Raw genomic sequence first — 24,615 nt, 5'->3', positions numbered from 1 at the left:
TTCGATCTATCGCTCCTAGAACACCCTGAGGAGGGCCACATACCCGTTCACGGTGCGGACTCCGGCGATGTCGCTCTGCACGCCCACGCCCAGGTCCACCCGCACGGCCGTGAAGACCCAGAAGCCAGGCAGGTCGCCCGTGATGCCGACCCCGCCCATGCCGTAGGTCTTCTGGTCATCCAGGCTGCGCGCCCGGGCGTACTCGAGGCTGAGGGACAGCCGCAGGTTCGGCCCCGTGGGAATGGCCAGCGCCGTCTTGCCGTAGGTCAGCCGGTCCGCCGTGATGGCATTGGCCCGGATGCCGGCGATGCGCACCACGCCGCCCATGCCGCCCACGTCCAGGGCCTTGAAGCGGTCGAAGGCCCGGCCGGAGGCCCAGCCCGCCTCGCCGTGGAACCAGAAGCCCGGCACCACCTCCCGGTCCAGGCCCAGGCTGCCGCCCCAGCGCCGGAAGTCGCCACCTTCGGGGACCTCCTGCGGGGCCGTGGCTAGGCCGTAGGTGCCCTCGGGGCGGCGGCCCCAGCCGTGGTAGGCCCGCACCTGGAAGCCCCGGAACAGCCAGGAACCCTGGAGGGTGCCCAGCCGGGTCAGGCCCGAGGGCGGCAGCTGGTAGCCCGGCGTGCGGTACTTGCTGTCCCCTTCGCCGAAGTCGTCGTACTGGAAATCCCCCCGGCCCTCCAGGCGGAAGCCCAGGCCCAGGTCGCGGCCCAGCTCCAGGCCCACCTTCCCGAAGCGGCGGCCCACGCCCTCCTGGTCGGACAGGCGCCCGTTCAGCACGGGCCGCTCGGTGGTCTTGAGCAGCAGGGTGGTGGCGTCGGCGCTCACGTCGAAGCTGCCCAGGCCCCGGGGGATGGCCAGGCTGGCGGTGTTGAAGAGGATGGCCGTGAGGGCGTTGAGCTGCACCCCCTTCCCGAAGGCGTTGTAGTCGAAGTAGAGGAGGCCGCCCAGGGGCGCCACCGGGGGCGTGAGGCCCGGATCCACCAGCACCACGCCGGCCAGGGCCCGGCCGCTGCTCTTGGCCTTCTCCTCGATCTTCCGGGTGCCGTCGCCCTGCTTCGTGAAGTAGCGGGCGCCCTCCGGCGTCACCTTCAGCATGGTGGAGCCGGAGGCCCGGGCCGCGGCGCGGGCCGCCACGAAGCCCTCGCCGTTGACCTGGAACTCGCGGTAGGTGAAGCGCCGCTGCACCTGCACCACCCCTCCCGCGCTCACCCAGCGCTCGAAGGTCTGCACCGCGACGGGCCGCCACAGGCCCGGGGCCGCCTCGCCGTAGGTGAGGATCTCCCGTTCGCTCTTCACGGTGCCGGGCAGGTTCGTGCGTTCCCGATGCTCCACCAGGATCCGCCCCGAGGCCTCCTCCACCTCCAGGTCGCCCGAGTACAGCAGCGGGTCGGCATCCACGGGCTCGAAGCGCAGGCGCCGCCGCCCCGGCCCCGCGGGCCCGCCATCGCGGTAGCGGTAGCGTTCCGTCATGCCCAGCGCCACAGGCAGCGACATGGACTGGCGGCTCTCGATGAGGGGCAGCTGCACCTCGCCGTCGAGCTTCGCCGTCACGCCATTGAAGCGGACCGATTTCTGGAGCAGCTCCGGCCACTCGCCGGCCTGCTCGAAGTAGCCGAAGCTGAAGCCCAGGTCCCCGCCCCGCCCCGTGGGCACCTGGATGTGCAGGTCCAGCTCCGCCTTGGCCTGGACGGTGCGGACCGCCGCCCGGTTCCGCAGCTGGGTGGCCCGCACCTTGGCCAGCAGCGCGCCCACGTCATAGGCTTCCGCGGCGCTCACGGCCACCTCGGTCCGGTCCTTGGGCAGGGGCACCGGCGACCAGGCGCCCTCGGCAAAGGTCCAGCGCCGCATGGCCCCGGCCCGGTTCCGCAGGGTCAGGTCGCCCAGGCCGCCCTCCACCTCGGTGAAGCCCGCGGGCAACGCCTCCGCCAGCCGGGCTCCGGGACCGCCGGCGGGCACCACCACCCGCCCACCATCGCCCAGGAGCGTCGACACCAGGGCGCCGGGATCCGAGGGCAGCCAGAGGGTCCAGGGCCGGCCGGGGAAGGAGTCCTGGGCCCGGGTGAGCTGGGCCCGCCACTGGGCAGGGTCCAGGTTCAGGTCCGCCGGCACCAGGGCTCCGCCGTCCACGGCGCCCCAGGCCGTCTCATCCAGCAGCGGCGCGGCCAGGGGATCGAAGGCCACATAGAGGCGCTGGTCCGGCGACTGGGCCTTCAGGGCCTGGGCCGCCGCCAGCAGGAGGGGGAGCCGCCCTTCGCCGGAGGGCAGGCGCAGCCGCACGGCGGGGGCCTCCCTCAGGCCCGCCACCAGGGGCGCCCAGTGCTGCCGGGCCGCCTCCACCTGGGCCGCATCCCGGTTGTCCTTCGGCACCAGCAGGGCCCCGTCCGCCGCACGCAGGTCCAGGACCACGGGCTCCGGCACGCCGCTGCGCAGGGGCGCCACGGGGGGGGCCTGGGCCGCCAGGGTGAAGGTCAGGACAGGCAGCAGGAACAGCGGGCGACGTGGCACAGGGCCTCCGGGGCATCGTCTGAGGCTACCCGGATCCCGCCGACGGGCTCCAGCCTCCAGACTCCGGGCCCGCAACCCGCTATCCTCAAAGCTCCCAGGTGCCCATGCGATTCACGGTCCGGCTCACCCATTCCAACGGCGAGGTCCTTGTTCGGGACTTCGAGGCGGAGAGCGTCGAGGCGCTGCGGGCCCGCGTCATGGCCGAGGGCGGCTTCCCGCTGGAGATCACCCGCACCGACACGGCGTTCCGCAGCCGCGCGCAGCTGAAGACCGAGTCCCTGGTGCTCTTCAACCAGGAGCTGCTGGCCCTGCTGAAAGCCGGCATCCCCCTTCTGCAGTCGCTGGAGCTGCTGGTGGGGCACGGCAAGGATCCCCAGCTGCGCCGCAGCCTCACCCAGGTGGTGGCGCTGGTGCGTGAGGGCATGTCCTTCTCGGACGCCCTGGAGCAGGCCGGCAGCTTCCCTCCCGTCTACCGCAGCAACGTGGTGGCGGGCGAGCGCAGCGGCACCCTGCCGGACGTGCTGGCCCGCTGGCTGTCCTTCCAGAAGTTCGCCCAGCACAGCCGCCGCCGCATCATCGAGGCCCTGTTCTACCCGGCCTTCCTGGTGCTGGTGCTGATCCTCGCCCTCGGCGTGATCTTCAACGTGGTGCTGCCCCGCTTCGCGGAATTCTACGCGGGCGGCGACATCGAGATGCCCCTGATCACCAGGGTCCTGCTGGGCATGGGCAAGGTGATCAGCTCCACCCTCTGGCTCCAGGGCCTCATCCTCGTCGGACTCGGCGTCCTCGCCCGGTGGATGGCCGCCTCCGAAGCCGGCCGCAAGCTGGCGGAGCGCCTGCTGCTGATGCTGCCCAAGGTCGGGACGCTCTACCGCATGTACCACTCCAGCGTCTTCTCGCGCACCCTGGGCGTGCTGCTGTCCGGCGGCCTGCCCGCGGTGCAGGCCCTCGAGGTGGTGCAGCGCACCAGCCCCAGCGAGCGCATGAAGGCAGGCCTGGCCACGGTCACCGAGAAGGTGCGCGCCGGCAGCAGCCTGCACCTCGCCCTGGAACAGGCGAAGATCCTGGATCCCCTGGCGGTCGAAATGGTGCGCGTGGGCGAGCAGAGCAGCGCCCTGCCCGAGATGCTCGACCACGTGGCCGACTTCTTCGATCAGGAAGTGGAGAAGGCCACCACCGCCGTCACCAGCCTCATCGGGCCCATCCTGATCCTCTTCATGGGCGTGGTCGTCCTCGCCCTCCTGCTGGCCATCTACGTGCCGCTCTTCAACGCCAGCAGCGTGGTGCGGTAGGGCCTATCGGTATTTCTTCTTCAGCCACTTCTGCGGGTCCTGGGGCTGGGCCTGGTGGCGGATCTCGAAGCCCAGGCGCGGGCCATCCACGGTGTCGCCCACGGCGCCCACGGTCTCGCCGGCCTTGAGCACCTGGCCCTTGGCCACCTGGAGCCCCAGGAGGTGGGTGTAGAGGGTGAACCAGCCGCTGCCGTGCTCGAGAATCACCATGGGCCCGTAGCTCTGGTAGTAGTCCGCGTAGACCACCTTGCCGTCGGCCACGGCCGCGACCGTGGCGCCGCTGGAGGCCGCGATGAGCAGGCCGCTCTGCACGGTCTTGGTGTGGAAGCGCGGGTGCAGGTGCTCGCCGAAGCCCTGGGCCAGGGTGCCCTCCACGGGCTGGGGCAGGCTGCCATGCAGGGTGGCGAACCCCACGGCGGCCTCGAAGACCTCGCCCTTGGGCTTGACCAGCAGGCCGGCCAGCAGGCGCTCCAGCTGCACCGCCTCCTCCGCCAGCTCGGCCTGGACCTGCTTCTGGGCGGCCTCGTCCTTCTGCAGGCCCTCCAGGAACCCGTTGAGCCTCTCCTCCTGGAGCCGCAGCGCGGCCTGCAGCTGGGCGGCCTCCTTCTCCTCGTTGGCCAGACGGGCGAGCACCTCCTTCAGGGCCTTCTCCTTGCTGGCGAGATCCCCCTGGAGCCGGTGGATCTGCTCCAGGCGCTTCCGCTCCTGCAGGCGCGCCCAGGCCAGCATGCGGCCCCGCACCAGCCAGGCGTCCAGGTCCTTGAAGGAGGCGTAGAGGCCCACGTCACCCCAGGGACCCAGGGCCTGCATCCAGCGCACCTGCTTGCGGAGGTCGCCCTGGAGCTTCAGCACCTCGCCCTGGATGCGGGCCTGCTCGCGACCGATGACCTGGACCTCGCTCTGGGCCTGGTCGCGGCGCAGCCGGGCACCATCCACCTGGGCCCTGGCCCGGTCCCGCTGGAGCGAAATGCCCTGGATCTCCACCAGCACGCCCTTGCGTCGCTTCTTCAGCGCCGCGAGCTGCTGGTCCACCTGGCCCAGCCGCCCCTGGATGGTGGCGAGCTTCTGGCGCAGCGCCGCCGGATCCTGGGCCGATTGGCCCAGCAGGATCACCGGGAGCAGGAGGCCCAGGCCACGGCGCATCCGATTACTTCCGCCCCCCCGCCGGCAGCAGCATGGCCAGGGCGCCCAACACCAGGGGTCCGCCGATGGACAGGGGCAGCGCCAGCGGCGAGAAGGGATCCGAGGGCAGCTGGGCCATGGGCAGCAGCCGCACGAAGACCTCCAGCACCTTCACCTGGCCCGCGCTCCAGCCCAGGTCCTGGCCGAAATCCAGGAAGAAGCTCAGGCGGGGGCCCAGCTCCCGGAGCAGCAGGGTGAGCAGCAGGGCCAGGCCGGCGCTGGACTTCAGCAGGCGCCCGAGCAGCACCGCCCACAGCAGCATCTGGAGGCCCAGCAGGAGGCCGTGCAGATCCGCCCGCAGCAGCTCCGGCGGCCAGGCCTCGCCGATGAGGCGCCAGCTCAGCGCCCACACGGGGATCAGGGCCACCTGGGACAGGAACAAGCCATGCGCGAAGCCCAGACCGGTCCCCGCGAAGAAGCCCTTGAGCCGCTCCCCCCGGGCCGCGGCGGCGGTCCACTGGCTCACGGGGATGAAAGCACCCAGCAGCACCACCAGCGACACCAGCCAGTACATCACCCCCTGCAGGCTGCCCAGGACGTAGGCCCGCAGCGAATCGGCGCCCAGGGGCACCTGGGTGCCGAAGACGACGATCTGCGACCCCTCCGTCCCCTGCTGGCCCCGGACGCCCATGAGCATCAGCCCCGCGAGGAACAGGCAGACCAGCGTCCAGCCGATGCGCAGCTTCGAACTACCGAAACGGTCCATGGGGGCTCCAGACGATACGAGGTATCAGTCTACAGGCTGCGACCTCGAAGCCCCTACCGTCCCGCCGCCACCCGGGCCAGGTGCGCCTTCACGTCCGCCAGGCGCTCGGGCAGGACGGCCACGAACACCGTGTCGTCGCCCGCGAGGGTGCCCACCTGGCCCGGGATGGGATCGGCATCGAGGCTGAGGCCCAGGGCCTGGGCGAATCCGGGGGCGGTGCGCAGCACCAGCAGGTTGGGCGGCGCCTCGGTGATGGTGATGTCGGGGAGGATCTGGGCGGAGCCCTCCACCCGGCGATAGCGGCCCTGGACCTTCTGCACGCCGAGTCGCTTGAGGCGCCGCGAGAGGGTGGACTGGGTGAGCTCGTGGCCCTCGACCGACAGACGCTCCAGCAGATCGGTCTGATCCGCGATGGGGTGGGTCTCCAGCAGCTGGAGGATGAGCTGATCCAAGTCCATGCATGGATGTTGCATTAAATTGCATGAAATCGCAAGCCCCTGAGATCTTCACTCGCAGGAAATAGAGAAATACTTCTTGATTCTGGTGATTTCATGTGTGCATATTATGCAATCGATTGCATGGTTATGCATTCCCATGCACGCATATGCACAGGATTCCCGCATGCCTTCCACCTCCGCCGTCCCCGCCCTGCTGCCCACCTATGCCCCCTATCCCTTTCCGCTGGTGAAGGGCGAGGGCGACCGGGTCTTCGACGACCGGGGCCAGGCCTGGTGGGACTTCTACGGCGGCCACTGCGTGTGCGCCACGGGCCACAGCCACCCCAAGGTGGTGAAGGCCCTGGCCGACCAGGCCGCCTCGCTGCTCTTCTACTCCGCCGCCGCGGCCCTGCCCGTGCGGGATGCCGCCGCCGCGAAGATCACGGCCTTCTCGGGCATGGACTCGGTCTTTTTCTGCAACAGCGGGGCCGAGGCCAACGAGAACGCGCTGAAGGTGGCGCTGCTGCTCACGGGCCGGAAGCGGCTCGGCGCCTTCGACGGCGGCTGGCACGGCCGGACCACGCTCGCCCTCTCCGTGACGGACGACCCCAAGATCACCCAGCCCTTCGCGGACAGCCTCACCCCCTGCCTGCGGCTGCCCTTCGGAGACCTGGCCGCCCTGGCGGCGGCGGACTTCTCGGACGTGGCCGGCATCATCCTCGAGCCCATCCAGAGCATGGCCGGCATCAAGACTGCCACCCGCGAATGGTTCCAGGCCCTGCGCGCCAAGTGCGACGCCACCGGCACCCTGCTCATCTTCGACGAGATCCAGACGGGCATGGGCCGCATGGGCACGCCCTTCGCCGCCCAGTTCTACGGCGTGCGGCCCGACCTCCTGACCTCCGCCAAGGGCCTGGCCTCCGGCGTGCCCATGGGCGCCCTGCTGATGACCGCCAACGTGGCCTCGAAGCTCAAGGGCGGCGACCTGGGCAGCACCTTCGGCGGCGGCCCCCTGGCTTGCGCGGCCCTGCTGGCCACGGTGGACGTCATCGAGTCCGAAGGGTTGATGGGGCGGGCTTCCGAAGCCGCTGCGTGGCTTCGGAAGGAGTTGAAAGGCACGGTCGTCGAAGGCGTCCAGGGCGAGGGGCTGCTCCTCGGACTCCACACGCCCCACGCCGCCGCCTTGAAAAAGCACCTCATGGCGCAGCACATCCTCCTGGGCGGCTCCGGCGATCCCCAGGTGCTGCGCCTGATGCCGCCCCTCAACGTCAGCGACGCGGCCCTCACCGCCCTCGTCGCCGCCATCCACGCCTTCGCCAAGCCCTGAATTCGGGAGCAGACATGAAGCACTTCACCCGCATCGCCGACCTGGGCCCGGAGGGTGTCCAGCAGATCCTGGCCAAGGCCGCCGCCTGGAAGAAGACCAGGCCCGGCGCCATCTTCGCGGACCGCATCCTGGGCATGGTCTTCTTCAACCCCAGCCTGCGGACCCGGGCCAGCTTCGAGGCGGCCATGCTGCGGCACGGCGGCCACGCCATCGTGCTCGAGGTGGGCGCCGGCACCTGGAAGCTGGAAGATCGCGACGGCGCCGTGATGGATTCGGATCGCGCCGAGCACGTGCGCGAAGGCGTGCCCGTGCTGGGCCGCTACGTGGACGCCCTGGCCGTGCGCACCTTCTCCCACGGCGACGGGGACGCCATCGATGAGCTCGATCCCGTCATCAACGCCTTCCGTCGCTTCTCCACGGTGCCCGTGCTGAGCATGGAAAGCGCCCGCGAGCACCCCCACCAGGGCCTGGCGGACCTGCTCACCATCCAGGAGGCCCACGGCACCACGAAGGTGCCTGTCACCCTCACCTGGGCGCCCCACATGAAGCCCCTGCCCAAGGCCGTGCCCAACTCCTTCCTGCTCACCGCCGCGGCCTGCGGCGCCGAGATCCGGGTGGCCCACCCCAAGGGCTACGAGCTGGCGCCGGAAGTCCGCGCCGAAGCCGAGAAGTATGCGGCGGCCACCGGCGGGAAGATCCTCTACACCACCGACCAGGACGCCGCCCTGGAGGGCAGCGCCGCCGTCTACGCCAAGGCCTGGGGCCCCTCCACCAGCTCCGGCCTGGAGGCGGCGCCCATGGCCGACCTGGGCGCCTGGATGCCCACCGCCGCCCACATGCAGAAGGCCGCGAAGGAAGCCATCTTCACCCACTGCCTGCCCGTGCGCCGGAACCTGGAAGTCCACGACAGCGTCCTGGACGGCCCCTGGAGCCGCGTCGTGGACGAGGCCGAGAACCGCTTCCACGTTCAGCGCGCCACCATCGACCACCTTTTGAACGCCTGACCCCGCCCGATTCCGGAGTTATCCATGCCGCTCTCCCCCAATCCCTACGCCGCCCTCAAGGAAGCCTCCCGGTACGTCCGCCTGTTCCGCGGCAAGACCTTTGTGGTGAAGGTGGGCGGCGAGGTCATCGCCGAGCCCAAGATCCGCAAGGCCCTCTGCGAGCAGATCGCCCTGCTGTGGTCCTTCTCCATCAAGGTGGTGGTGGTGCATGGGGGCGGCGCGGAGCTGGACGCCGTCTGCGAGGCCATGAACATCCCCGTGCAGAAGGTGGCGGGGCGGCGCGTGACGAGCCCCGAGGTGCTGGACGCCGCCAAGATGGTCTTCGCGGGCCAGGTGCACATGGACCTGCTGGCGGAGCTCCAGGCCGCGGGCGTGCCCGCCGTGGGCCTCACGGGGCTGGACGCCGGCCTCCTCAAGGCCACCAGGCGGCCGCCGGTGCCCGTGGTGCCGGACGGTGCCACCGAGCCTCAGCTGGTGGACTTCGGCCTGGTCGGTGACATCGACACCGTGGATCCCCACGTTCTCAGCCACCTGCTCGAAGGAGGTTTCGTGCCGGTGGTGGCGCCGCTTTCCGGGGGGGAAGACGGCGCCATTTACAACACCAACGCCGACACCATCGCCGCCAGCCTGGCCACGGCCCTGGGCGCCGAGAAGCTGTTCTTCCTGCTCTCCGTGCCGGGTCTGCTGAAGGACGTCCACAAGGCCTCCTCGCTCGTGCCCCACGCCACCCTGGACGAGCTGGCGGCCTTCGAGGCCAAGGGCGTGATCAGCGGCGGCATGCGGCCCAAGGTGGCGGCGGTGAAGGCGGCGCTCCAGGGCGGCGTCGCCAGCGCCCACCTGGTGAGCGGCGTCGCCCCGGATGCCCTGCTGGCCGAGATCTTCACCAACGAAGGCAGCGGCACCATGGTGGTGGCCTCCCAGCCCGTGACCGGCGGAGCCAAGTGATGAGTCCGGCGGAGCTGCTCACGCTGCTCGTCGGCACGCCCAGCGTGTCCGGCGAGGAGGGCCCCATCGCCGATCTGGTGCAGAACCTCATCGCCGCGCAGGGCTTCGAGGCCCAGCGCCAGGGGCACAACCTCTGGTTCTCCTTCGGGAAGCAGGGGGGCTCCCGCCTGCTGCTCAATTCGCACCTCGACACCGTGCCCCCCAGCGCCGGCTGGGAGGGGGACCCCTTCACACCCGTCTGGCACGGGGCGCGGCTCCAGGGCCTGGGCGCCAACGACGCCAAGGGCTGCGTGGCGGCCATCCTGCTCGCGGCCTTCGAGCTCGCGAAGCAGCCTCTCGACGGTGAAGTCGTCGTGGCCCTCAGCGCGGAAGAGGAGACCGGCGGCCAGGGCATTGCCACCATCCTCGACCAGCTCGGCGCCTTCGACGGCGCCGTGGTGGGCGAGCCCACGGGCCTGCGCGTCTGCGCCGCCCAGCGGGGCCTGCTGGTGCTGAAGTGCACGGCCCGGGGCCAGAGCGGCCATGTGGCCCACGCCCAGATGCTGGGCGCCGAGAACGCCATCCACAAGGCGGCCCGGGACATCTCCAGGGTCGCGGCCATGGACTTTCCCGCCCACCCGCTCCTGGGCACCCAGAAGGCCCAGGTCACGCAAATCAGCGGCGGCCTGCGGCGCAACCAGGTACCGGACGCCTGCGAGTTCTTCATCGACCTCCGCACCGGCCCCGACCAGGACCACGACACCCTGGGCGCCGACTTCCAGCGGCAGCTCGAGAGCGAGGTGGCCATCCACTCCAAGCGCTACCTGCCCAAGGGCACGGATCCCAACCACGCCATCGTCCGCGCCGCCCTCCAGGCCGCGAACAAGGTGGGGCCCGTGGGCTCGGGCACCACCTCGGACTGGGCCTTCCTGGGCGACATCCCCGCCGTGAAGGCCGGTCCCGGCGACACCTTCCGCAGCCACCGGCCCAACGAGTACCTGACCATCCAGGAACTCGAAGCGGGTGCGGAATTCTATGCCAAGCTCGTCCCCGCGTTCTTCAAGATGCAGGTGCAGCCATGAGGCCTGAAGCCACCACCCTCTGGGCCAAGGATGTCCCGCTGGACGCGGCCATCCACCGCTTCACCGTGGGCGAGGATCCCGAGACCGACCTGGCCCTCCTGGCCTGGGACGCCCTGGGCAGCGCCGCCCACGCGCGGATGCTGGCCGCCACGGGCCTCATCCCCGAGGCGGACGCCGTCTTGCTCGTCCGCGGCCTGCGGCGCATCGCCAACCTCGCCAGGCAGGGCGCCTTCCCCATCCCGCCCCACATGGAGGACGGCCACACCGCCATCGAGGCGGACCTCACGCGGCACCTGGGACCCGTGGGCGGCCGCATCCACCTGGGCCGCTCCCGCAACGACCAGGTGATCCTGGCCCTGCGCCTCTACCTCCGCAACGCCCTGGTGGTCCTGGGCCTGCGGGTGGCGGATCTGGCCGAGGGCTTCCTCACGTTCGCCAAGGCGCACCAGGACACGCCCCTGCCGGGCTACACCCACCTGCGCCGGGCCATGCCCAGCACCTTCGGCCTCTGGGCCACGGCCTTCGCCGAAGGCCTGCTGGAAGAACTGGAGGCTCTGCAAGGGGTCTACGGTCGCCTGGACCGCTGCCCGCTGGGATCGGCCGCCGGTTTCGGTGTGCCCCTCCCCATCGACCGGGAGCTCACCGCGAAGCTGCTGGGCTTCTCCAAGGTCCAGCGCAGCCCCATCGACGTGCAGAACAGCCGGGGCCGGCACGAGGCCGCCGTGCTGCAGTGGGCCGCCTCCGTGGGCGGTGTGCTGGAGAAGTTCCTGTGGGACGTCTCGCTCTACAGCACCGAGGAGTTCGGCTTCCTCAAGCTGCCGGACGCCTTCACCACCGGCTCGAGCATCATGCCCCAGAAGAAGAACCCCGATGTGGTGGAGCTGGCCCGCGGCCGCTGCCGGGAGCTGCGCGGCGCGGCTGGGCTCCTCGAGCAGATCGCCTCGGGCCTGCCCTCCAGCTACCACCGGGACTTCCAGCTGTTGAAGCAGCCGCTGATCACCGCGCTGCGGCATGCCGACGACCTCTTCGCCGTGCTGAAGCCCCTGCTGCCCGCCCTCCAGGTGAAGGCCGAGGCCGCCGCCGCGGCCTCCAGCGACGAGCTCTACGCCGCCCACCAGGCCTATGTCCTCGTGCAGGGCGGCCTGCCCTTCCGCGAGGCCTACCGCAAGGTGGCCCAGCAGATCCAGGAGGGCACCTTCGCCCCGGACCGCGCCGCCCTCACCGCCACCCACCTGGGCGGCGCCGGCAACCTGGCCCTGGACAGCCTCGCCGCCGACCTCACCGCAGCGCGCGGCTGGATCGAAGCCAAGCAGAAGCTGCACGCCGACGCCGAAACCGCCCTCTGGACCGCCTGAAAGGAACCCCATGAGCCAGCTCGCCGTCCTCGCCTTCTCGGGTGGCCTCGACACCTCCTTCTGCGTGCTCTACCTCAAGGAGCAGGGCTACGACGTGGCCACGGTGACCGTGAACACCGGCGGCTTCTCGCCGGAGGAGCTGGCCCGCATCGAGGCCGCCTCGCCGAAGCTGGGCGCCATCAGCCACACCACCGTGGACGCCCGGGCCGGGCTCTTCGACGGCTACCTGCGCTACCTGGTCTACGGCAACGTGCTGCGGGGGCAGATGTACCCGCTGTCCGTGTCCGCCGAGCGGGTCTGCCAGGCCCGGGCCGTGGCCGAGCTCGCCAAGGACATGGGCGCCGCCGCCATCGCCCACGGCTCCACCGGGGCCGGCAACGACCAGGTGCGCTTCGACGTGGCCTTCCGGGCCCTGGCGCCGGACCTCCAGATCCTCACCCCCATCCGCGACCTGGCCCTCTCCCGGGCCGAGGAGATGGCCTACTGCGCCGACCGCGGCGTGATCTTCCCCCCGAAGACGCAGGACTACTCCATCAACGAGGGCATGTGGGGCACCAGCGTGGGCGGCCGCGAAACGCTCGACCCCTGGACCACCCTCCCCGAGGCGGCCTTCCCCGGCGGCACCATCGGCAGCCTGGCACCCAAGTCATTCGTCATCGGCTTCGACCAGGGCGTGCCCGTCTCCCTCGATGGCAACAGCATGGACCCCGTCACCCTCGTGGCCCAGCTCAACGCCATCGGCCGGCCCTACGGCATCGGCCGCGGCGTGCACCTGGGCGACACCATCCTGGGCATCAAGGGCCGCGTGGGCTTCGAGGCCCCGGCCGCGCACCTGCTCATCGGCGCCCACCGGGAGCTGGAGAAGCTGGTGCTCAGCGGCAAGCAGCTCTTCTGGAAAGAGAGCCTCGGCAACCTCTATGGCAGCCTGCTCCACGAGGGCCACTTCTTCGATCCCCTGGCCCGGGACCTGGAGGCCTTCCTGACATCCAGCCAGGACCGCGTGAGCGGCGAGGTGCGCCTCACGCTGCACCCCCGCGCTTTTGTCGTGGAGGGCGTCCAGTCGCCCTACTCCCTGATGGATCCCCGCATCGCCACCTACGGCGAAGCCAACAAACTCTGGACCGGCGCCGAGGCCGCGGGTTTCGCGAAGGTCTTCGGCGTCCAGCAGGTTCTTACGTTGAAAGCCAAAAACAACTGATCAACCGCAAAGGCAGGCCTTCAAGAACAACTCACGCGGAGGGCCGCAGAGAAAACAGAGAACGCAGAAAAAGACAGGCACGCCATCCTCCGCACTCTCTGTTGTCTCTTCTTTTCTCTGCGTGTGTTTTCCGGTTTTTGCTCTTCTCCGTCATAGCCAGGCAACGTTTCTGAAAGGCCCCCCATGCGCATCCACGTCGACAAGCTCGCCTCGGTCACCCGCAACCTGCGGCTGGGCCGCACGCTCACCCTCTCCCCGGAGATCCTGCTGGAGGAGGGCTCGGTCATCGCCTGCCGCGTGCGGGGCGAGAAGACCACCTACAACCAGCTGGAGGATCCCCACGGGCGCATGAGCACCCTGCATGACGGGGACATCCTCGTGGGGGCCCTGGGCCACCGCAACGCCCTCCAGGGCTACGAGGGCGTCATGCCCGAGTCCCTGAAGCCCGGCGACACGGTGAACCTGCTCAACATGGGCGGCGTCATCGGCCAGTGCCTCTCCCACAACCCCGATGTGGGCAAGCCCTTCGAGCTGGAGGTGCTGGGCCAGGTGCTGGTGTTCCCCGAGTTCCAGTCGCGCGCCGGCCAGCCCGCGCACATCCGCATGGGTGCGCTCAAGGGCACGGGCCTCTCCACCCACTGCCCCGTGGTGTACGTGGCGGGCACCTGCATGAACGCGGGCAAGACCGCCGCCGCCTGCGCGGCCATCCGCCAGCTCAGCCGCGCGGGCTACCGCGTGGGCGCCTGCAAGCTCACGGGCGTGTCCCTCATGCGCGATGCCCTGGCCATGCGCGACTACGGCGCCGAGGTGGCGCTGGACTTCACGGACGCGGGCATCGTGTGCACCGACGCGGGCAGCGCCGCCGGCGTGTCGCGCATCATCTTCTCGGAGCTGGCGGCCCACGGCGTGGACGTCATCGTGGCGGAGACCGGTGACGGCATCATGGGCGAGTACGGCGTCCAGGCCATCCTCGAAGACGCCGACCTGAAGGCCCTGAGCGGCGCGTTCGTCCTCTGCGCCAATGATCCCGTGGGTGCGGCCGGTGGCGTCCACCACCTGAAGAACGCCTTCGCCATCCAGGCCGACCTCATCGCCGGCCCCGCCACGGACAACCGCGTGGGCGAGCGGTTCGTGGCCACCCTCGGCCTCCCCGCCCGCAACGCCCGCGCCGATGCCGAGGCCCTCGGCACCTTCGTGCTGGGGCTCGTGGCCCCCAAGATCGCGGCCAAGGCATGAGCAAGGTCGACGTCCTCATCCTCGGCGCCTCGGGCTACGGCGGGGGCGAGCTGCTGCGCTGGCTGTCGGTCCATCCCGCGGTGAAGTCCGTGCGCGGGACGGCCCGCAGCCATGCGGGCAAGCCCTTCCACGCCCAGCATCCGAACCTGCGAGGCCTGGTGGACGGCGCCTTCGAGGCCACCCCGGACTGGACCTCCCTGGCCGACAGCGCCTTCCCCGTGGTGTTCTCGGCCCTCCCCCATGGCGAGCTGGCCAGGCTCTGGCCAGAGTTCCAGGCCGAATGGACCCGCCTGGGCCTGGCGAACAAGCTCACGGTCATCGACCTGTCCACGGACTTCCGCCTGGATCCCTCTTGGGTCTACGGCCTGGTGGACTGGAAGCCCGAGCGCATGAAGGGCGCCACCCGCATCGCCAATCCCGGCTGCTTCGCCACGGCCCTGCAGCTGGCCCTGCTGCCGCTGGCCCCCTGGAAGCCCGCCTTCGTGGCCGTCACCGCCGCCACGGGCTCCAGCGGCTCCGGTGCCGCGCCCAGCGAGACCACGCACCATCCGACACGGGCCACGGACTTCCGGGCCTACAAGATGCTCAGCCACCAGCACGAGGCCGAGGTGCTGCGCACCCTCGCCCTCGAAGGCTGGGAGGCGCCCCTCAGCTTCGTGCCCCAGAGTGCGCCCATGGTGCGGGGGATCTTCGCCACGGCTCAATTCCCGCTTCCCGCGGGAATTGAGCCTTCGGCGCTGCGCGCCCGCTACGAGGACTTCTACAAGGGCCGGTTCTTTGTGCGGGTGGTGGACGGATCGCCGCGGGTGGCGGCCACCACAGGGAGCGCCTTCGCGGACATCGGCGTGGCGGCCCGGCACGGCCACGGCGCGGTGATGGTGGCCCTGGACAACCTCGGCAAGGGCATGGCCGCCCAGGCCGTGCAGAACCTCAACCTGGCCCTGGGCCTGCCGGAGTGGACCGGATTGAGGGTGGCCGGCGGCTATCCGGGCTGACCCTATCAGCGACCTCTAGATCCCTTAATAGACAAGACTTCCGGATGTGGGATGATGATTGACCCTTTCCGGAGCGTCTATGAATCCATCCCTGCTCACCCGCGAGGCCCTGGGCCAGTTCGCCAGCGAGAGCCGCGCGGCTTTCGAGGCGGAGCTTAGGACTCTGGTGGAGATCCCCTCCATCAGCGCCGATCCGGCCCGGCAGGGCGATGTGCGGCGCGTGGCCGAGGCGGCCCGGGCCCTCTTCGAGCGGCACGGCGGCAAGGCCGAGATCCTGGAGACCAGCGGCAACCCGCTCATCCACGGGTGGTTCGGCGAGGATCCCAGCTGCTCCACCATCACGGTCTACAACCACATGGACGTGCAGCCCGCCAACGAGCCCGAGTGGACGGCGGAGCCCTTCACCTTCGTGGTGGACGGCGACACCTACCGCGGCCGTGGCAGCACGGATGACAAGGGCCCCGCGGTGACGGCCTTCTTCGGCGCCCTGGCCGCCCGGAAGGCGGGCGTGCCCCTCAACATCCACTTCCTCTGGGAGACCGAGGAGGAGATCGGCTCGCCCAGCTTCGAAGGCGGCCTGAACCGCCACAAGGACCGCCTGAAGACCGACGCCATCGTGGTGAGCGACACGGTCTGGATCACCCGCGGCAAGCCCAGCACGCCCGCGGGTCTGCGGGGACTCAAGGGCTTCCGCCTCACCCTGGAGACCGCGGACCACGACCTGCACAGCGGCGTGGTGGGCGGCGCGGCCCGCAACCCCCTGGCCGAGCTCATCAAGGTGGTGGCCGCCATGATGGACGGCGAGACCGGCAAGGTGAAGATCCCCGGTTTCTACGACGAGGTGGTGAAGCCCTCCAAGCAGGAGCTGGAGGAGTGGGCGAATGCCGGCTTCAGCGTGGAGACCTTCAAGAAGGACCACATGATCACCGGCATGCGCACGGAGGATCCCATCAAGGTCATGAAGCGCGTGTGGGGCCGGCCCACCATGGAGGTCCACGGCGTCGTGGGCGGCTACACGGGCCCCGGCATCAAGAGCGCCGTGCCGCCCCGCGCCGAGGTGAAGCTGAGCTGCCGCCTGGTGCCGGACATGGACGAGGCCAAGACCATGGACCGCATCCGCGCCTTCGTGAACAAGCACTTCCCCGATGTCCAGTTCCACGAGGAGCACGGCCTGGCCCCCTTCAAGGGCCATGTCACCGGCCCCTACGCCGAGGCCATCAAGGATGCCTACAAGTTCGCCTTCGACGCGCCCTGCTCCTTCACCCGCGAAGGCGGCAGCATCGGCGCCGTGAAGACCATGGAGGACATCCTGGGCTGCGAGGTGTTCTTCCTGGGCCTCAGCCTCCCCAGCCATGGCTACCACGCCCCCAACGAGAACTACGACTGGGAGCAGGCCGGCGGCGGCATCGCCGCGTTCGCGCACTACTTCCAGACGGTGAGCGGGATCAAGGGCTGACGGCCGTTCCTCGTGCAGAAACGCCGGCCGGATGGCCGGCGTTTCTGCGTCAGAACGTGCCTTGGACAAGCCCCCCATCCACCAGCAGGCTCTGGCCGGTGAGGTAGCTTGCGGGTGACCCGCACAGGAAGGCGATGACGGCGCCGACCTCTTGCGGGTCGCCAAGGCGGCCGGCGGGAATGGCCGCGGCGGTGCGGGCGTAGTACTCGTCCATGGAGATGCCTTCGGCGGCGGAGCGCAGCTCGGCCAGGTGGACCTGCCGGTCCGTCATGACGTGGCCCGGGAGCAGGGCGTTGACGGTGATGCCGTCCGCGGCGGTCTCCAGGGCCAGGGTGCGGGTGAAGCCCGACAGGCCGGCCCGGAGCGTCGAGCTGATGGTGAGCAGGGGCGTGGGTTGCTTGGCCACCAGGCTGGTGATGTGGACGATGCGCCCCCACCGGGCCGCCCGCATGCCGGGCAGGACGAGGCGGGACAGGCGCACGACGTTCATGAGGGTGGATTCCACCCCGGCGGCCCAGTCGCTGTCGGAGAGGTCCGCAGACCCGGCGGCCCTGGGCCCGCCGGTGTTCGTGACGAGGATCTGCACAGGGCCGAGGGCGGCCTCGGTGGCCTGGTGCCAGCGGGCCAGATCCTCCGCCTTCGCCACGTCCGCCGCCACCGTGAGGGCGGGCACGCCCAGGGCCTCCAGCTCGGCCTTCACCGCGGCGAGTGAAGCTTCGCTCCGCCCGCACACGGACACGGCGCAGCCTTCCGCCGCCAGCGCCAGGGCCGCGGCCCGGCCCAGCCCCTTGCTGCCCGCCGCCACCATGGCCACCTTGCCGCGAATGCCGAGCTCCATGTCGTCCTCCTGGGATCCAAGCATAGGAGGGTCCGGCGGTTGCTATGCTCGATGGATGGAACCTGCCCTCGAACTCGTGAACCTCACCAAGCGCTTCGGCGACAAGACGGCCGTGGATGATGTCAGCCTCGCGCTGGAGCCCGGCGCCTTCCTGGGCCTGCTGGGGCGGAACGGCGCGGGGAAGTCCACCACCCTGAAGATGGTCACGGGCCTGCTGAAGCCCACCACCGGCCGCATCCGCGTGCTGGGGCTGGATCTGGAGGCCGACCCTCTCGCCGTGAAGCGCCAGATCGGCGCCATGCCCGAGGACATGGCCCTGCTGGACATGCTCACGGGCCCCCAGTACCTGCGCTTCGTGGGCCGCATGTACGGCATGCCGGACGCCCTCATCGATGGCCGCCAGGCGGAGCTGTTCGACACCCTGGACCTGGCGCCGGGCCCCAAGACCCTCATCGCGGACTACAGCTTCGGCATGAAGAAGAAGGTGGCCCTCTGCGCGGCCCTGATCCACGGGCCCAAGGTCGTGTTCCTCGATGAGCCCTTCGAGGGCATCGACCCCGTCACCAGCCGCACCATCAAGGACATCCTCCAGGGCCTGCAGCGGAACGGCGTGACCCTGGTGCTCACCAGCCACATCCTCGAGGTGGTGGAGAAGCTCTGTCCCCTCATCGCCATCCTGGACGAGGGCCAGCTCAAGGGCTTCGGCCCCCTGGACGAGCTGCGCCGCGGCGGCGAGAGCCTGGAGCAGCTCTTCGTCGGGCTCGTGGGCGGCGCGCAGAAGGGGGCCCTGTCATGGTTGTGAGCCCCTTCCGCGCCCTGCTGGCGGCCCATGGGCAGGCCACCTGGAACCGCTCGGCCCGGGAGCTGGGGCGGCAGGGCGCCTGGGCTCTGGCGCTGGTGGTGGGGCTCCTCGCCCTGTTCGGCGCCTTCGGCCTGCTCCTGGGCGGCGGGGCGCTGGGCTGGCTCCTCGGGGGCCGCCTCGAACGGCCGGTCGTCATCACGATCCTCGGCACCCTGCTGGCCTTCCTGGGCATCGGGGGCGGCCTCATCGGCGGCGTCCTGGGCGGCGCCCGCGAGCTGGCCTGGGAGGCCTACCGGGGCTTCCCCCTGCGGCTGCGGACCCTCTATCTGGCGGAGCTGACGGCCGGCCTGGCGGACATGCTGCCGCTGACCATGGGCCTCGCCCTCACCGGGATGCTGATCGGCCTCGGCCTGGCAGCCCCCTCGACCCTGCCCCTGATCCCCTTCCTGCTGCTCGAGACGCTGCTGATGCTGCTGGCCCTCCAGCTGCTGGTGGGGGGCCTGGCCGCGGCCCTGGTGAAGCGCCTCCGCCTCGCCCTGGTGGGCCTGGGGATCCTGGCCTGGCTGGGCTCCACCCTGATGTCCGCCGGCCTGCCGAAGCGCGGCGCAGGGCCGTCCACCCGCCTCCTCCAGGCCGCCCAGATCGAGAGGGTGCAGGCCCTGGGCCGGGGGGCTGGCCGCGTGCTGGAGGCCCTGCCCACCCACGCCGCCGCCCGGAGCCTGGTCAAGGCGCAGGAAGGGCAGTGGGGCGCGGCCCTGGCCCTGCACCTCTACCCGCTGGGCCTGCTGGCGCTGGTGATGGTCCTGGGCGCCCGGATCATGGCCCGGGAGACGAACGGCACCGCGGCCGCACCGACGACCCGCAAGCCCGACCGCCTGTGGAGCTTCCGCCATCCCGCGGAGGGCCTGGGGCGGCTGCATTTCCAGACCCTCATGCGCAGCCACCTGGGCCGCTTCGCCTTCCTCATGCCCCTCATGACCGTGGTGCTGCTGAAGGGCCCCTTCGCCCAGTTCAAGGCCAACCCCCTCTGGACCGTGCCCGCGGCCTTCGCCTACCTGTCCCTGGTGGCGAACAACTTCGTGTTCAACCAGTTCGGCCTGGACCGGCACGGGGTGAAGAGCCTGCTCCTCCTGCCCGTGGGCTCGGAGGATCTGCTCAAGGGGAAGCTGCTGGGCATGGCCGCCCACCAGGGGCTCCAGGCCCTGGCCCTCGCCGGCCTGCTGCTGGCCGTCGACCACGCGGGGCCCGTCCCCCTCCTGGGCGGGATGCTGCTCATGGCCTGCATCTTCCTGGCCCAGACGTCCGTGGGGCAGTGGACCTCCACCTGGGCGCCGCGGCCCATGGCCATGGACAGCCTCAAGAACAACAACATGCCCTTCGCCCTGGGCCTGCTGAGCATGGGGACCTCGGCCTTCTGGGCCGGCCTCTTCGGCGGCGCCTACGCCCTGCTGGCCTGGAGCTCGCCCCTGCTGCTGGTGCCCGGCATGGCGCTCCTCTTCGGCCTGATCCTCACGGCGCACCTGCTCCTGCTGCCCGCGGCCGCCGCGGCTCTGGACCGGCGCCGGGAGAAGCTGGTGGAGGCCCTGGGATGAACCCGGAGGCGCTGCGGCTGGCGGCGGAGCTGGGCGGGTCCGTGCTGTCGGCCCCTGGCGGCTTCGTCCTCGTGGAGCGGATCCAGGGCCATGGCCTGCCCCAGGTCGCGGTGCTGGGCCGCACGGCGGAGGACCTGCGGGAGCCCCTGGCGGCCGTGACCGCCATCCAGGCCCGGGGCGTGGCGCTGAATGTGGTGGGGCTCCTGCCCCTGCCGGGCTGCGACCTGGCCCAGGCCCTGCAGCTCCACCGCCGCCGCCTGGGGGCCCTGGTCTGCGCCCTGGACGCCGGCCTACCCTGGCTGGACGGGAAGCCCATGCTGGTCCGGCGCCTGCCGGGCCGCATCGCCCGAGCCGTGCCCGTGGCCCTGGAGAAGGCCCCCATGGGCCCCCTGGAGAAGGCGGACCTGAAACTGTTCCTGCCGGATTGGGACAAGGCCCGCCGCAAGATGACCTTCCGCCGGCCCGAGTGGCGGGAGGCCCCGGATCACGAGCAGCACGGCGGCTTCGAGGCGGACCTCTGGCCCGGCGTGCCCCTGCCCGAGGGCGCCGAGCTGCGGGTGCCGCCCCTGGTGCTGCCGGAAGCCACGGCCCTCACGGACGCCCTCCGCACGGCCCTGCGCGCCGCCACGGGCCAGCCCATCCCCTTCCTGCCCCTGCCCGGCGACCCCGCGCCCCTCCACGCGCTGCGCACCCTCACCCTTAAGGCCACCGCCTTCCGCGGGCCCGTCCGGGCCTGGGAGCTGGCCTTCGAAGGCCTCTCCCGGCTGCCCGCGCCGCCCCACTTCTGCGCGCGGTGCTGAGGCTGGCGTGAGCCCTTTGGGGGCTCGGCCGCCCGTTCGGGGCTTGAATTCGCCCGTTCAAATGATTCCCTTGGGGAGACGAGATAAGCGTGTCTTCATGGGAAGAACCAAAAGGTCCTTGTATTCGCCGAAGACTCAGGTCATCCCTCTTTTCGACGGACTAAGCTTGCCGATTCATCTCATGATCTTGATATCTGATCAGCAGTTACACCTCAGTATTTCCAAGTCGGGCGATCTTCATCCCTCTCCACTCTGATCGTCTAAATCCTAGTTAGCCGTTTCCGAGGCCTGGCCATGTTTCAGAACGTCGTAGAACTCGTAAAAGCCCTAGCATGGCCCTTCGCGGCAGTATGGATTAGTTACCTGTTCAGGGCAGAGATACGCGGCCTATTCTCGAGAATGTCTCATCTCAAATTTCACGAGCTAGAAGCAAATTTCAATGAGGATGTTTCCAAGATTGAGAGGGAAATTCGAAGGGTCGAATCACTCAAGGCAGTTCCTCAAGAACCGAACACACCATCCTCTTTGGAAGATTCACTCCACAGAATCGCGATCGTTTCGCCAAGGGCAGCCATCCTCGAAGCATGGTTGTCTGTTGAAGAATCGCTGAGGAAAAATGGTATTGGCCAAAGTGGTTCTCCTCCAAATGCGGCTGCTCACTGGCACTCTACGAGTGATGTCACACGGAAAGAGATTTATTCTGAACTATTTGACGTAATCAGTGACATGCGAAAAGTTAGAAATTATGCTGCTCATGCCTCCGAATTTTCACCCTCCATCGCCGACGCAGAATCCTATGTCGAATCAGCAATCAAAGCGAGTCGGTTTATCAACGCAATCATCAACGCTGGCTAACCTCTCGCTCAACTCGGACCCCGCCAGCATTGCCTTCCGCTCTTTCTCTTCTTCCCGCTTCCTCGGCTTCGTTCGCCGCCTCGGCGCAGGAGGAGCCGGTTGGCTTCATTCGTTAGGCCTTACTCCCCCAAGAGGCAGTATATGACTTGGTTACTCAAAAACAAAGAATGGCTATTCAGTGGCGCTTTGATTGCCATTCCTCTTACATTGATCGGTTGGTGGCTTGCCAGGAAGTCAGGCAGTGGGTCACAAAACCAAAGAAGCGGAAAAAATTCAGTTAATCTTCAATCGCGAGGCCAAATCAATATCGGTGGAGATGTCAAAAATGAAAGATCAAAATCAGAATAGCGGCGATAACTCCACAAATATTCAAGCCGGCACCGTAAACATCCATGGGATATCTGCAATTGAGGCACGTCAAATTGCTCTAGATGTTTATAATTCAAATTTCATGAGTCTTGCTGGGATTGCGAAAGATATCGCCAGGTCTCGTGCTGAAGAAATCACAGAGGAATTCATCAACAAACTTCAGCAACAGAACCCAATTGGTTTAGAACAAGCCAAGGACCCAGATTTTCAACATGCCCTCTTCGGCGTTCAGAAAGAGTATGCGCGTTGCGGTGACAGAGAAATTGGTGAACTTCTAATTGATATACTTATCGATAGGTCCAAGCACCCGACTAGAGATATTTTGCAAATAGTGTTAAATGAATCACTTACTGTTGCCCCCAAATTAACAACCGATCAGCTTGCTGCATTAAGCATTATATTTTTGTTTAGATACACTATTAATAATGGAATAAACAGTCTTTCAACATATTATAAATATCTGGATCTTCATATTAAGCCATTCGCGAGTTCTATTAGCAATAGGCAGGTAAGTTACCAGCACCTTGAATATTCTGGCTGCGGTGCGATCAGCATCAGTTCCCTCGAACTCCCACAATTAATACGCAATCAGTACGGTGGCCTATTTTCGAAGGGTTTGGATGAAACTCAATTTGCAAGCAAACAATTCACCATTCCTCGACATAGTCCAATTTTTTCAAGATGTATTAACAATGAAAATAATATTCAGGTTAATACAATTAATGAAGAAGCAATCAAAACCGAGGCAGATAATCACAATATCCCCGAGTCAGAAATCCCAAAACTCATTGCTATGCACAATGAATCAATGATGAATCATGAAGAAATCAGGGATCTCACGATTAATGGGGCTCCATATATGTCCAATGTTTTTGAAATTTGGTCCAACTCGGCAATGAAAAACATAACACTTACTAGTGTTGGCATCGCGATCGGCCACGCCAATGTCAAAAAAGATATTGGTGAATTAACTGACCTTTCCATCTGGATTAACTGATCTGTGTCCTAACCCTACGCTCAATTCGGACCCTGCCTGCATTGCGTTCCGCTCTCATCATTTCTCTATCTCGGGGCTCCGCTCATCGCCTCGGTGCAAGCGCGGCCGCTTAACTTCATTCGTTACCGTTCACCCTCCCGCAAACCAAAAACCGCCCATCCGGGCGGTTTTTGGCATCTCGGCGCCTTCGAACAGGCTTGAACCCATCACATATTCAACGCCCGCCCGTACACCGCCCGCGCCGCCTCGGGGAACACTTCGTTGAGGCTGGGGTGGGGATACATGGTGTTGATCAGCTCATTCACCGTGAACTCGCCGCCCATGAGGGCCACGCTGGAGGCCACCAGCTCGGTGGCCTTGGGGCCGAGGATGTGGATGCCGAGGATCTCGCCGTACTTCTTGTCGGCCACGATCTTGATGAAGCCGTGGGGCTCGCCCACGATGTTGGCCTTGGCCATGGGGGCGAAGGGGAAGGTGCCCACCTGCACGTCGTAGCCCTTGGCCTTCGCGGCCTTCTCGTTGAGGCCGATGGTGCCCACCTCGGGATCGCAGTAGGTGCAGGCGGGGAAGCGGTCGTAGCGCACGGGGTGGGGATGCACATCCTTGCCCAGGCTCTGGGCGGCGTGCTCGGCGGCCACGATGCCCTCGTCGCTGGCCACGTGGGCCAGCCAGGGCGTGCGCACGATGTCGCCGATGGCGTAGAGGCCGGGCTCGCCGGTCTGCATGAACTTGTCGATGACGACGCAGCCGCGGTCCACCTGGGCCTTGGTCTTCTCCAGGCCGATGCCCTCCACCATGGGCGCGCGGCCCACGGCCACCAGCAGGTGGCTGCCCACCACCTCGCCAGGGGTCTCGCCTTCGAGGAAGCACACCACGCCGTCATCGCGCTTCTCGATGCGGGTGATCTTGGTCTTGGTGCGCACGTCCATCTTGTAGGTCTTCTTGAAGATCTTGGCCAGCTCGACGCCGATCTCCTCGTCTTCCAGGGGCAGGATCGTGTCCATGAACTCGACGAGCGTGACCTTGGAGCCCAGGCGGCTGAACACGGAGGCGAACTCCACGCCGATGGCGCCGGCACCCAGGATCACCAGGTGGCTCGGCAGCTCGGTGAGGTCCAGGATGTGGTCGCTGTTGAGCACCCGGACGCCATCCGTCTCCAGGCCGGGGATGGGCTTGGGGGCCGAGCCGGTGGCCAGGATGATGCGCTTGGCCTCGTGGACTTCGCCCGCCACATCCACCTTGCCGCCGCCCAGCAGCTTGCCGAAGCCCTTCAGCACGGTCACCTTGTTCTTCTTCATGAGGAACTCGATGCCCTTGGCGTTCTTGAGGACGATGCGGCCCTTGCGCTTCACGATGGTGGCGAGGTTGGCCTTCAGGCTCTTGGCATCCACGCCGTCGATGCCGTAGTCGTCGGCCACCTGCATCTGCTCGAAGCGGTGGGCGCTCTCCAGCCAGGTCTTGGCGGGGATGCAGCCGCGGTGGAGGCAGGTGCCGCCGAGCCCCGGATCCTTCTCCACCAGGGCCGTGGCCAGGCCCAGCTGGGCGGCGCGGATGGCGGCGATGTAGCCGCCGGGGCCGGAGCCGATGACGAGGAGGTCGAAGGAAGCCATGCTGCGCTCCAAAGAACGGGAGTCCATGATCCCACAGGGCCCGGGGCCGGGAA

At 68.2% G+C, this 24,615-nt stretch carries 21 protein-coding genes; 15 read left to right on the top strand and 6 right to left on the bottom strand.

Going from position 1 to position 24,615, the window contains the following annotated elements:
* Nucleotides 1–15: 15 nt before the first annotated feature.
* Nucleotides 16–2,505 (bottom strand): serine/threonine-protein kinase, encoded by a 2,490-nt coding sequence (locus tag QSJ30_RS13825; protein ID WP_285610192.1) that lies wholly within the window; start codon nucleotides 2,503–2,505, stop codon nucleotides 16–18.
* A gap of 104 nt (nucleotides 2,506–2,609) precedes the next feature.
* On the opposite strand from QSJ30_RS13825, the gene QSJ30_RS13820 reads away from it, so the two are divergent.
* Nucleotides 2,610–3,797 (top strand): type II secretion system F family protein, encoded by a 1,188-nt coding sequence (locus QSJ30_RS13820; protein WP_285610191.1) that lies wholly within the window; start codon nucleotides 2,610–2,612, stop codon nucleotides 3,795–3,797.
* A gap of 3 nt (nucleotides 3,798–3,800) precedes the next feature.
* Here QSJ30_RS13820 and QSJ30_RS13815 read toward each other — a convergent pair whose 3' ends face one another.
* From QSJ30_RS13815 to QSJ30_RS13805, 3 genes are read right to left on the bottom strand one after another with little or no spacing between them, the layout of a single operon-like run.
* On the bottom strand, nucleotides 3,801–4,940 hold the full coding sequence (locus QSJ30_RS13815) for a murein hydrolase activator EnvC family protein (protein ID WP_285610189.1): 1,140 nt from the start codon (nucleotides 4,938–4,940) through the stop codon (nucleotides 3,801–3,803).
* 4 nt (nucleotides 4,941–4,944) lie between these two features.
* Nucleotides 4,945–5,685, bottom strand: a complete 741-nt coding sequence (locus QSJ30_RS13810) for a hypothetical protein (protein WP_285610187.1) — start codon at nucleotides 5,683–5,685, stop codon at nucleotides 4,945–4,947.
* A 53-nt stretch (nucleotides 5,686–5,738) separates the two neighbouring features.
* Nucleotides 5,739–6,143, bottom strand: a complete 405-nt coding sequence (locus QSJ30_RS13805; protein WP_285610185.1) for an arginine repressor — start codon at nucleotides 6,141–6,143, stop codon at nucleotides 5,739–5,741.
* 163 nt (nucleotides 6,144–6,306) lie between these two features.
* Between QSJ30_RS13805 and QSJ30_RS13800 the strand changes: the two genes are divergently transcribed.
* From QSJ30_RS13800 to QSJ30_RS13760, 9 genes are all read left to right on the top strand, one after another.
* A complete protein-coding gene (locus QSJ30_RS13800; protein ID WP_285610182.1) occupies nucleotides 6,307–7,449 on the top strand; it encodes an aspartate aminotransferase family protein in 1,143 nt (380 codons plus the stop codon).
* 14 nt (nucleotides 7,450–7,463) lie between these two features.
* A complete protein-coding gene (locus tag QSJ30_RS13795; protein WP_285610180.1) occupies nucleotides 7,464–8,453 on the top strand; it encodes an N-acetylornithine carbamoyltransferase in 990 nt (329 codons plus the stop codon).
* Nucleotides 8,454–8,477: 24 nt separating this feature from the next.
* A complete protein-coding gene (argB, locus tag QSJ30_RS13790) occupies nucleotides 8,478–9,398 on the top strand; it encodes an acetylglutamate kinase (protein ID WP_285610178.1) in 921 nt (306 codons plus the stop codon).
* Nucleotides 9,398–10,459 carry a M20/M25/M40 family metallo-hydrolase gene (locus QSJ30_RS13785; protein WP_285610177.1) on the top strand — a complete coding sequence of 354 codons (1,062 nt, stop codon included), beginning with the start codon at nucleotides 9,398–9,400 and terminating at the stop codon, nucleotides 10,457–10,459. Before argB ends, QSJ30_RS13785 begins: the two co-directional genes overlap by 1 nt.
* A complete protein-coding gene (argH, locus tag QSJ30_RS13780; protein WP_285610176.1) occupies nucleotides 10,456–11,814 on the top strand; it encodes an argininosuccinate lyase in 1,359 nt (452 codons plus the stop codon). Before QSJ30_RS13785 ends, argH begins: the two co-directional genes overlap by 4 nt.
* A gap of 10 nt (nucleotides 11,815–11,824) precedes the next feature.
* Nucleotides 11,825–13,012 carry an argininosuccinate synthase gene (gene argG, locus QSJ30_RS13775; RefSeq protein WP_285610174.1) on the top strand — a complete coding sequence of 396 codons (1,188 nt, stop codon included), beginning with the start codon at nucleotides 11,825–11,827 and terminating at the stop codon, nucleotides 13,010–13,012.
* A 183-nt stretch (nucleotides 13,013–13,195) separates the two neighbouring features.
* Nucleotides 13,196–14,248 (top strand): hypothetical protein, encoded by a 1,053-nt coding sequence (locus QSJ30_RS13770; protein ID WP_285610172.1) that lies wholly within the window; start codon nucleotides 13,196–13,198, stop codon nucleotides 14,246–14,248.
* Nucleotides 14,245–15,243 (top strand): N-acetyl-gamma-glutamyl-phosphate reductase, encoded by a 999-nt coding sequence (gene argC, locus QSJ30_RS13765; protein WP_285610171.1) that lies wholly within the window; start codon nucleotides 14,245–14,247, stop codon nucleotides 15,241–15,243. The genes QSJ30_RS13770 and argC overlap by 4 nt, the downstream gene beginning before the upstream one ends.
* A 79-nt stretch (nucleotides 15,244–15,322) precedes the next feature.
* Nucleotides 15,323–16,699, top strand: coding sequence for a M20/M25/M40 family metallo-hydrolase (locus QSJ30_RS13760; RefSeq protein WP_285610169.1), 1,377 nt, complete (start codon nucleotides 15,323–15,325; stop codon nucleotides 16,697–16,699).
* Nucleotides 16,700–16,748: 49 nt separating this feature from the next.
* Here QSJ30_RS13760 and QSJ30_RS13755 read toward each other — a convergent pair whose 3' ends face one another.
* The gene (locus QSJ30_RS13755) at nucleotides 16,749–17,537 is read right to left on the bottom strand and encodes an SDR family oxidoreductase (RefSeq protein ID WP_285610168.1); all 789 of its coding nucleotides are present in this window, start codon (nucleotides 17,535–17,537) and stop codon (nucleotides 16,749–16,751) included.
* A gap of 55 nt (nucleotides 17,538–17,592) precedes the next feature.
* Between QSJ30_RS13755 and QSJ30_RS13750 the strand changes: the two genes are divergently transcribed.
* The 5 genes from QSJ30_RS13750 (at nucleotide 17,593) to QSJ30_RS13730 (ending at nucleotide 22,952) form a co-directional block, all read left to right on the top strand.
* Complete coding sequence (locus tag QSJ30_RS13750; RefSeq protein ID WP_285610166.1) at nucleotides 17,593–18,339, top strand: ABC transporter ATP-binding protein; 747 nt, start codon at nucleotides 17,593–17,595, stop codon at nucleotides 18,337–18,339.
* Nucleotides 18,330–19,931: a hypothetical protein gene (locus tag QSJ30_RS13745; protein ID WP_285610164.1), complete on the top strand. Its 1,602-nt coding sequence runs from the start codon at nucleotides 18,330–18,332 to the stop codon at nucleotides 19,929–19,931. Before QSJ30_RS13750 ends, QSJ30_RS13745 begins: the two co-directional genes overlap by 10 nt.
* On the top strand, nucleotides 19,928–20,731 hold the full coding sequence (locus QSJ30_RS13740; protein WP_285610162.1) for a hypothetical protein: 804 nt from the start codon (nucleotides 19,928–19,930) through the stop codon (nucleotides 20,729–20,731). Before QSJ30_RS13745 ends, QSJ30_RS13740 begins: the two co-directional genes overlap by 4 nt.
* A 294-nt stretch (nucleotides 20,732–21,025) precedes the next feature.
* On the top strand, nucleotides 21,026–21,586 hold the full coding sequence (locus tag QSJ30_RS13735; protein WP_285610160.1) for a hypothetical protein: 561 nt from the start codon (nucleotides 21,026–21,028) through the stop codon (nucleotides 21,584–21,586).
* A 241-nt stretch (nucleotides 21,587–21,827) separates the two neighbouring features.
* Nucleotides 21,828–22,952, top strand: a complete 1,125-nt coding sequence (locus tag QSJ30_RS13730) for an LPO_1073/Vpar_1526 family protein (protein WP_285610158.1) — start codon at nucleotides 21,828–21,830, stop codon at nucleotides 22,950–22,952.
* Nucleotides 22,953–23,158: 206 nt separating this feature from the next.
* Here QSJ30_RS13730 and lpdA read toward each other — a convergent pair whose 3' ends face one another.
* Complete coding sequence (gene lpdA, locus QSJ30_RS13725) at nucleotides 23,159–24,562, bottom strand: dihydrolipoyl dehydrogenase (protein ID WP_285610156.1); 1,404 nt, start codon at nucleotides 24,560–24,562, stop codon at nucleotides 23,159–23,161.
* Between the last annotated feature and the right edge of the window lie 53 nt (nucleotides 24,563–24,615).

It is taken from the genome of Geothrix edaphica, assembly GCF_030268045.1.
Classification (GTDB): Bacteria; Acidobacteriota; Holophagae; order Holophagales; family Holophagaceae; genus Geothrix; species Geothrix edaphica.
Note: the sequence above shows the minus strand (reverse complement) of the source record. Positions and strands in the feature narration are given on the sequence as shown.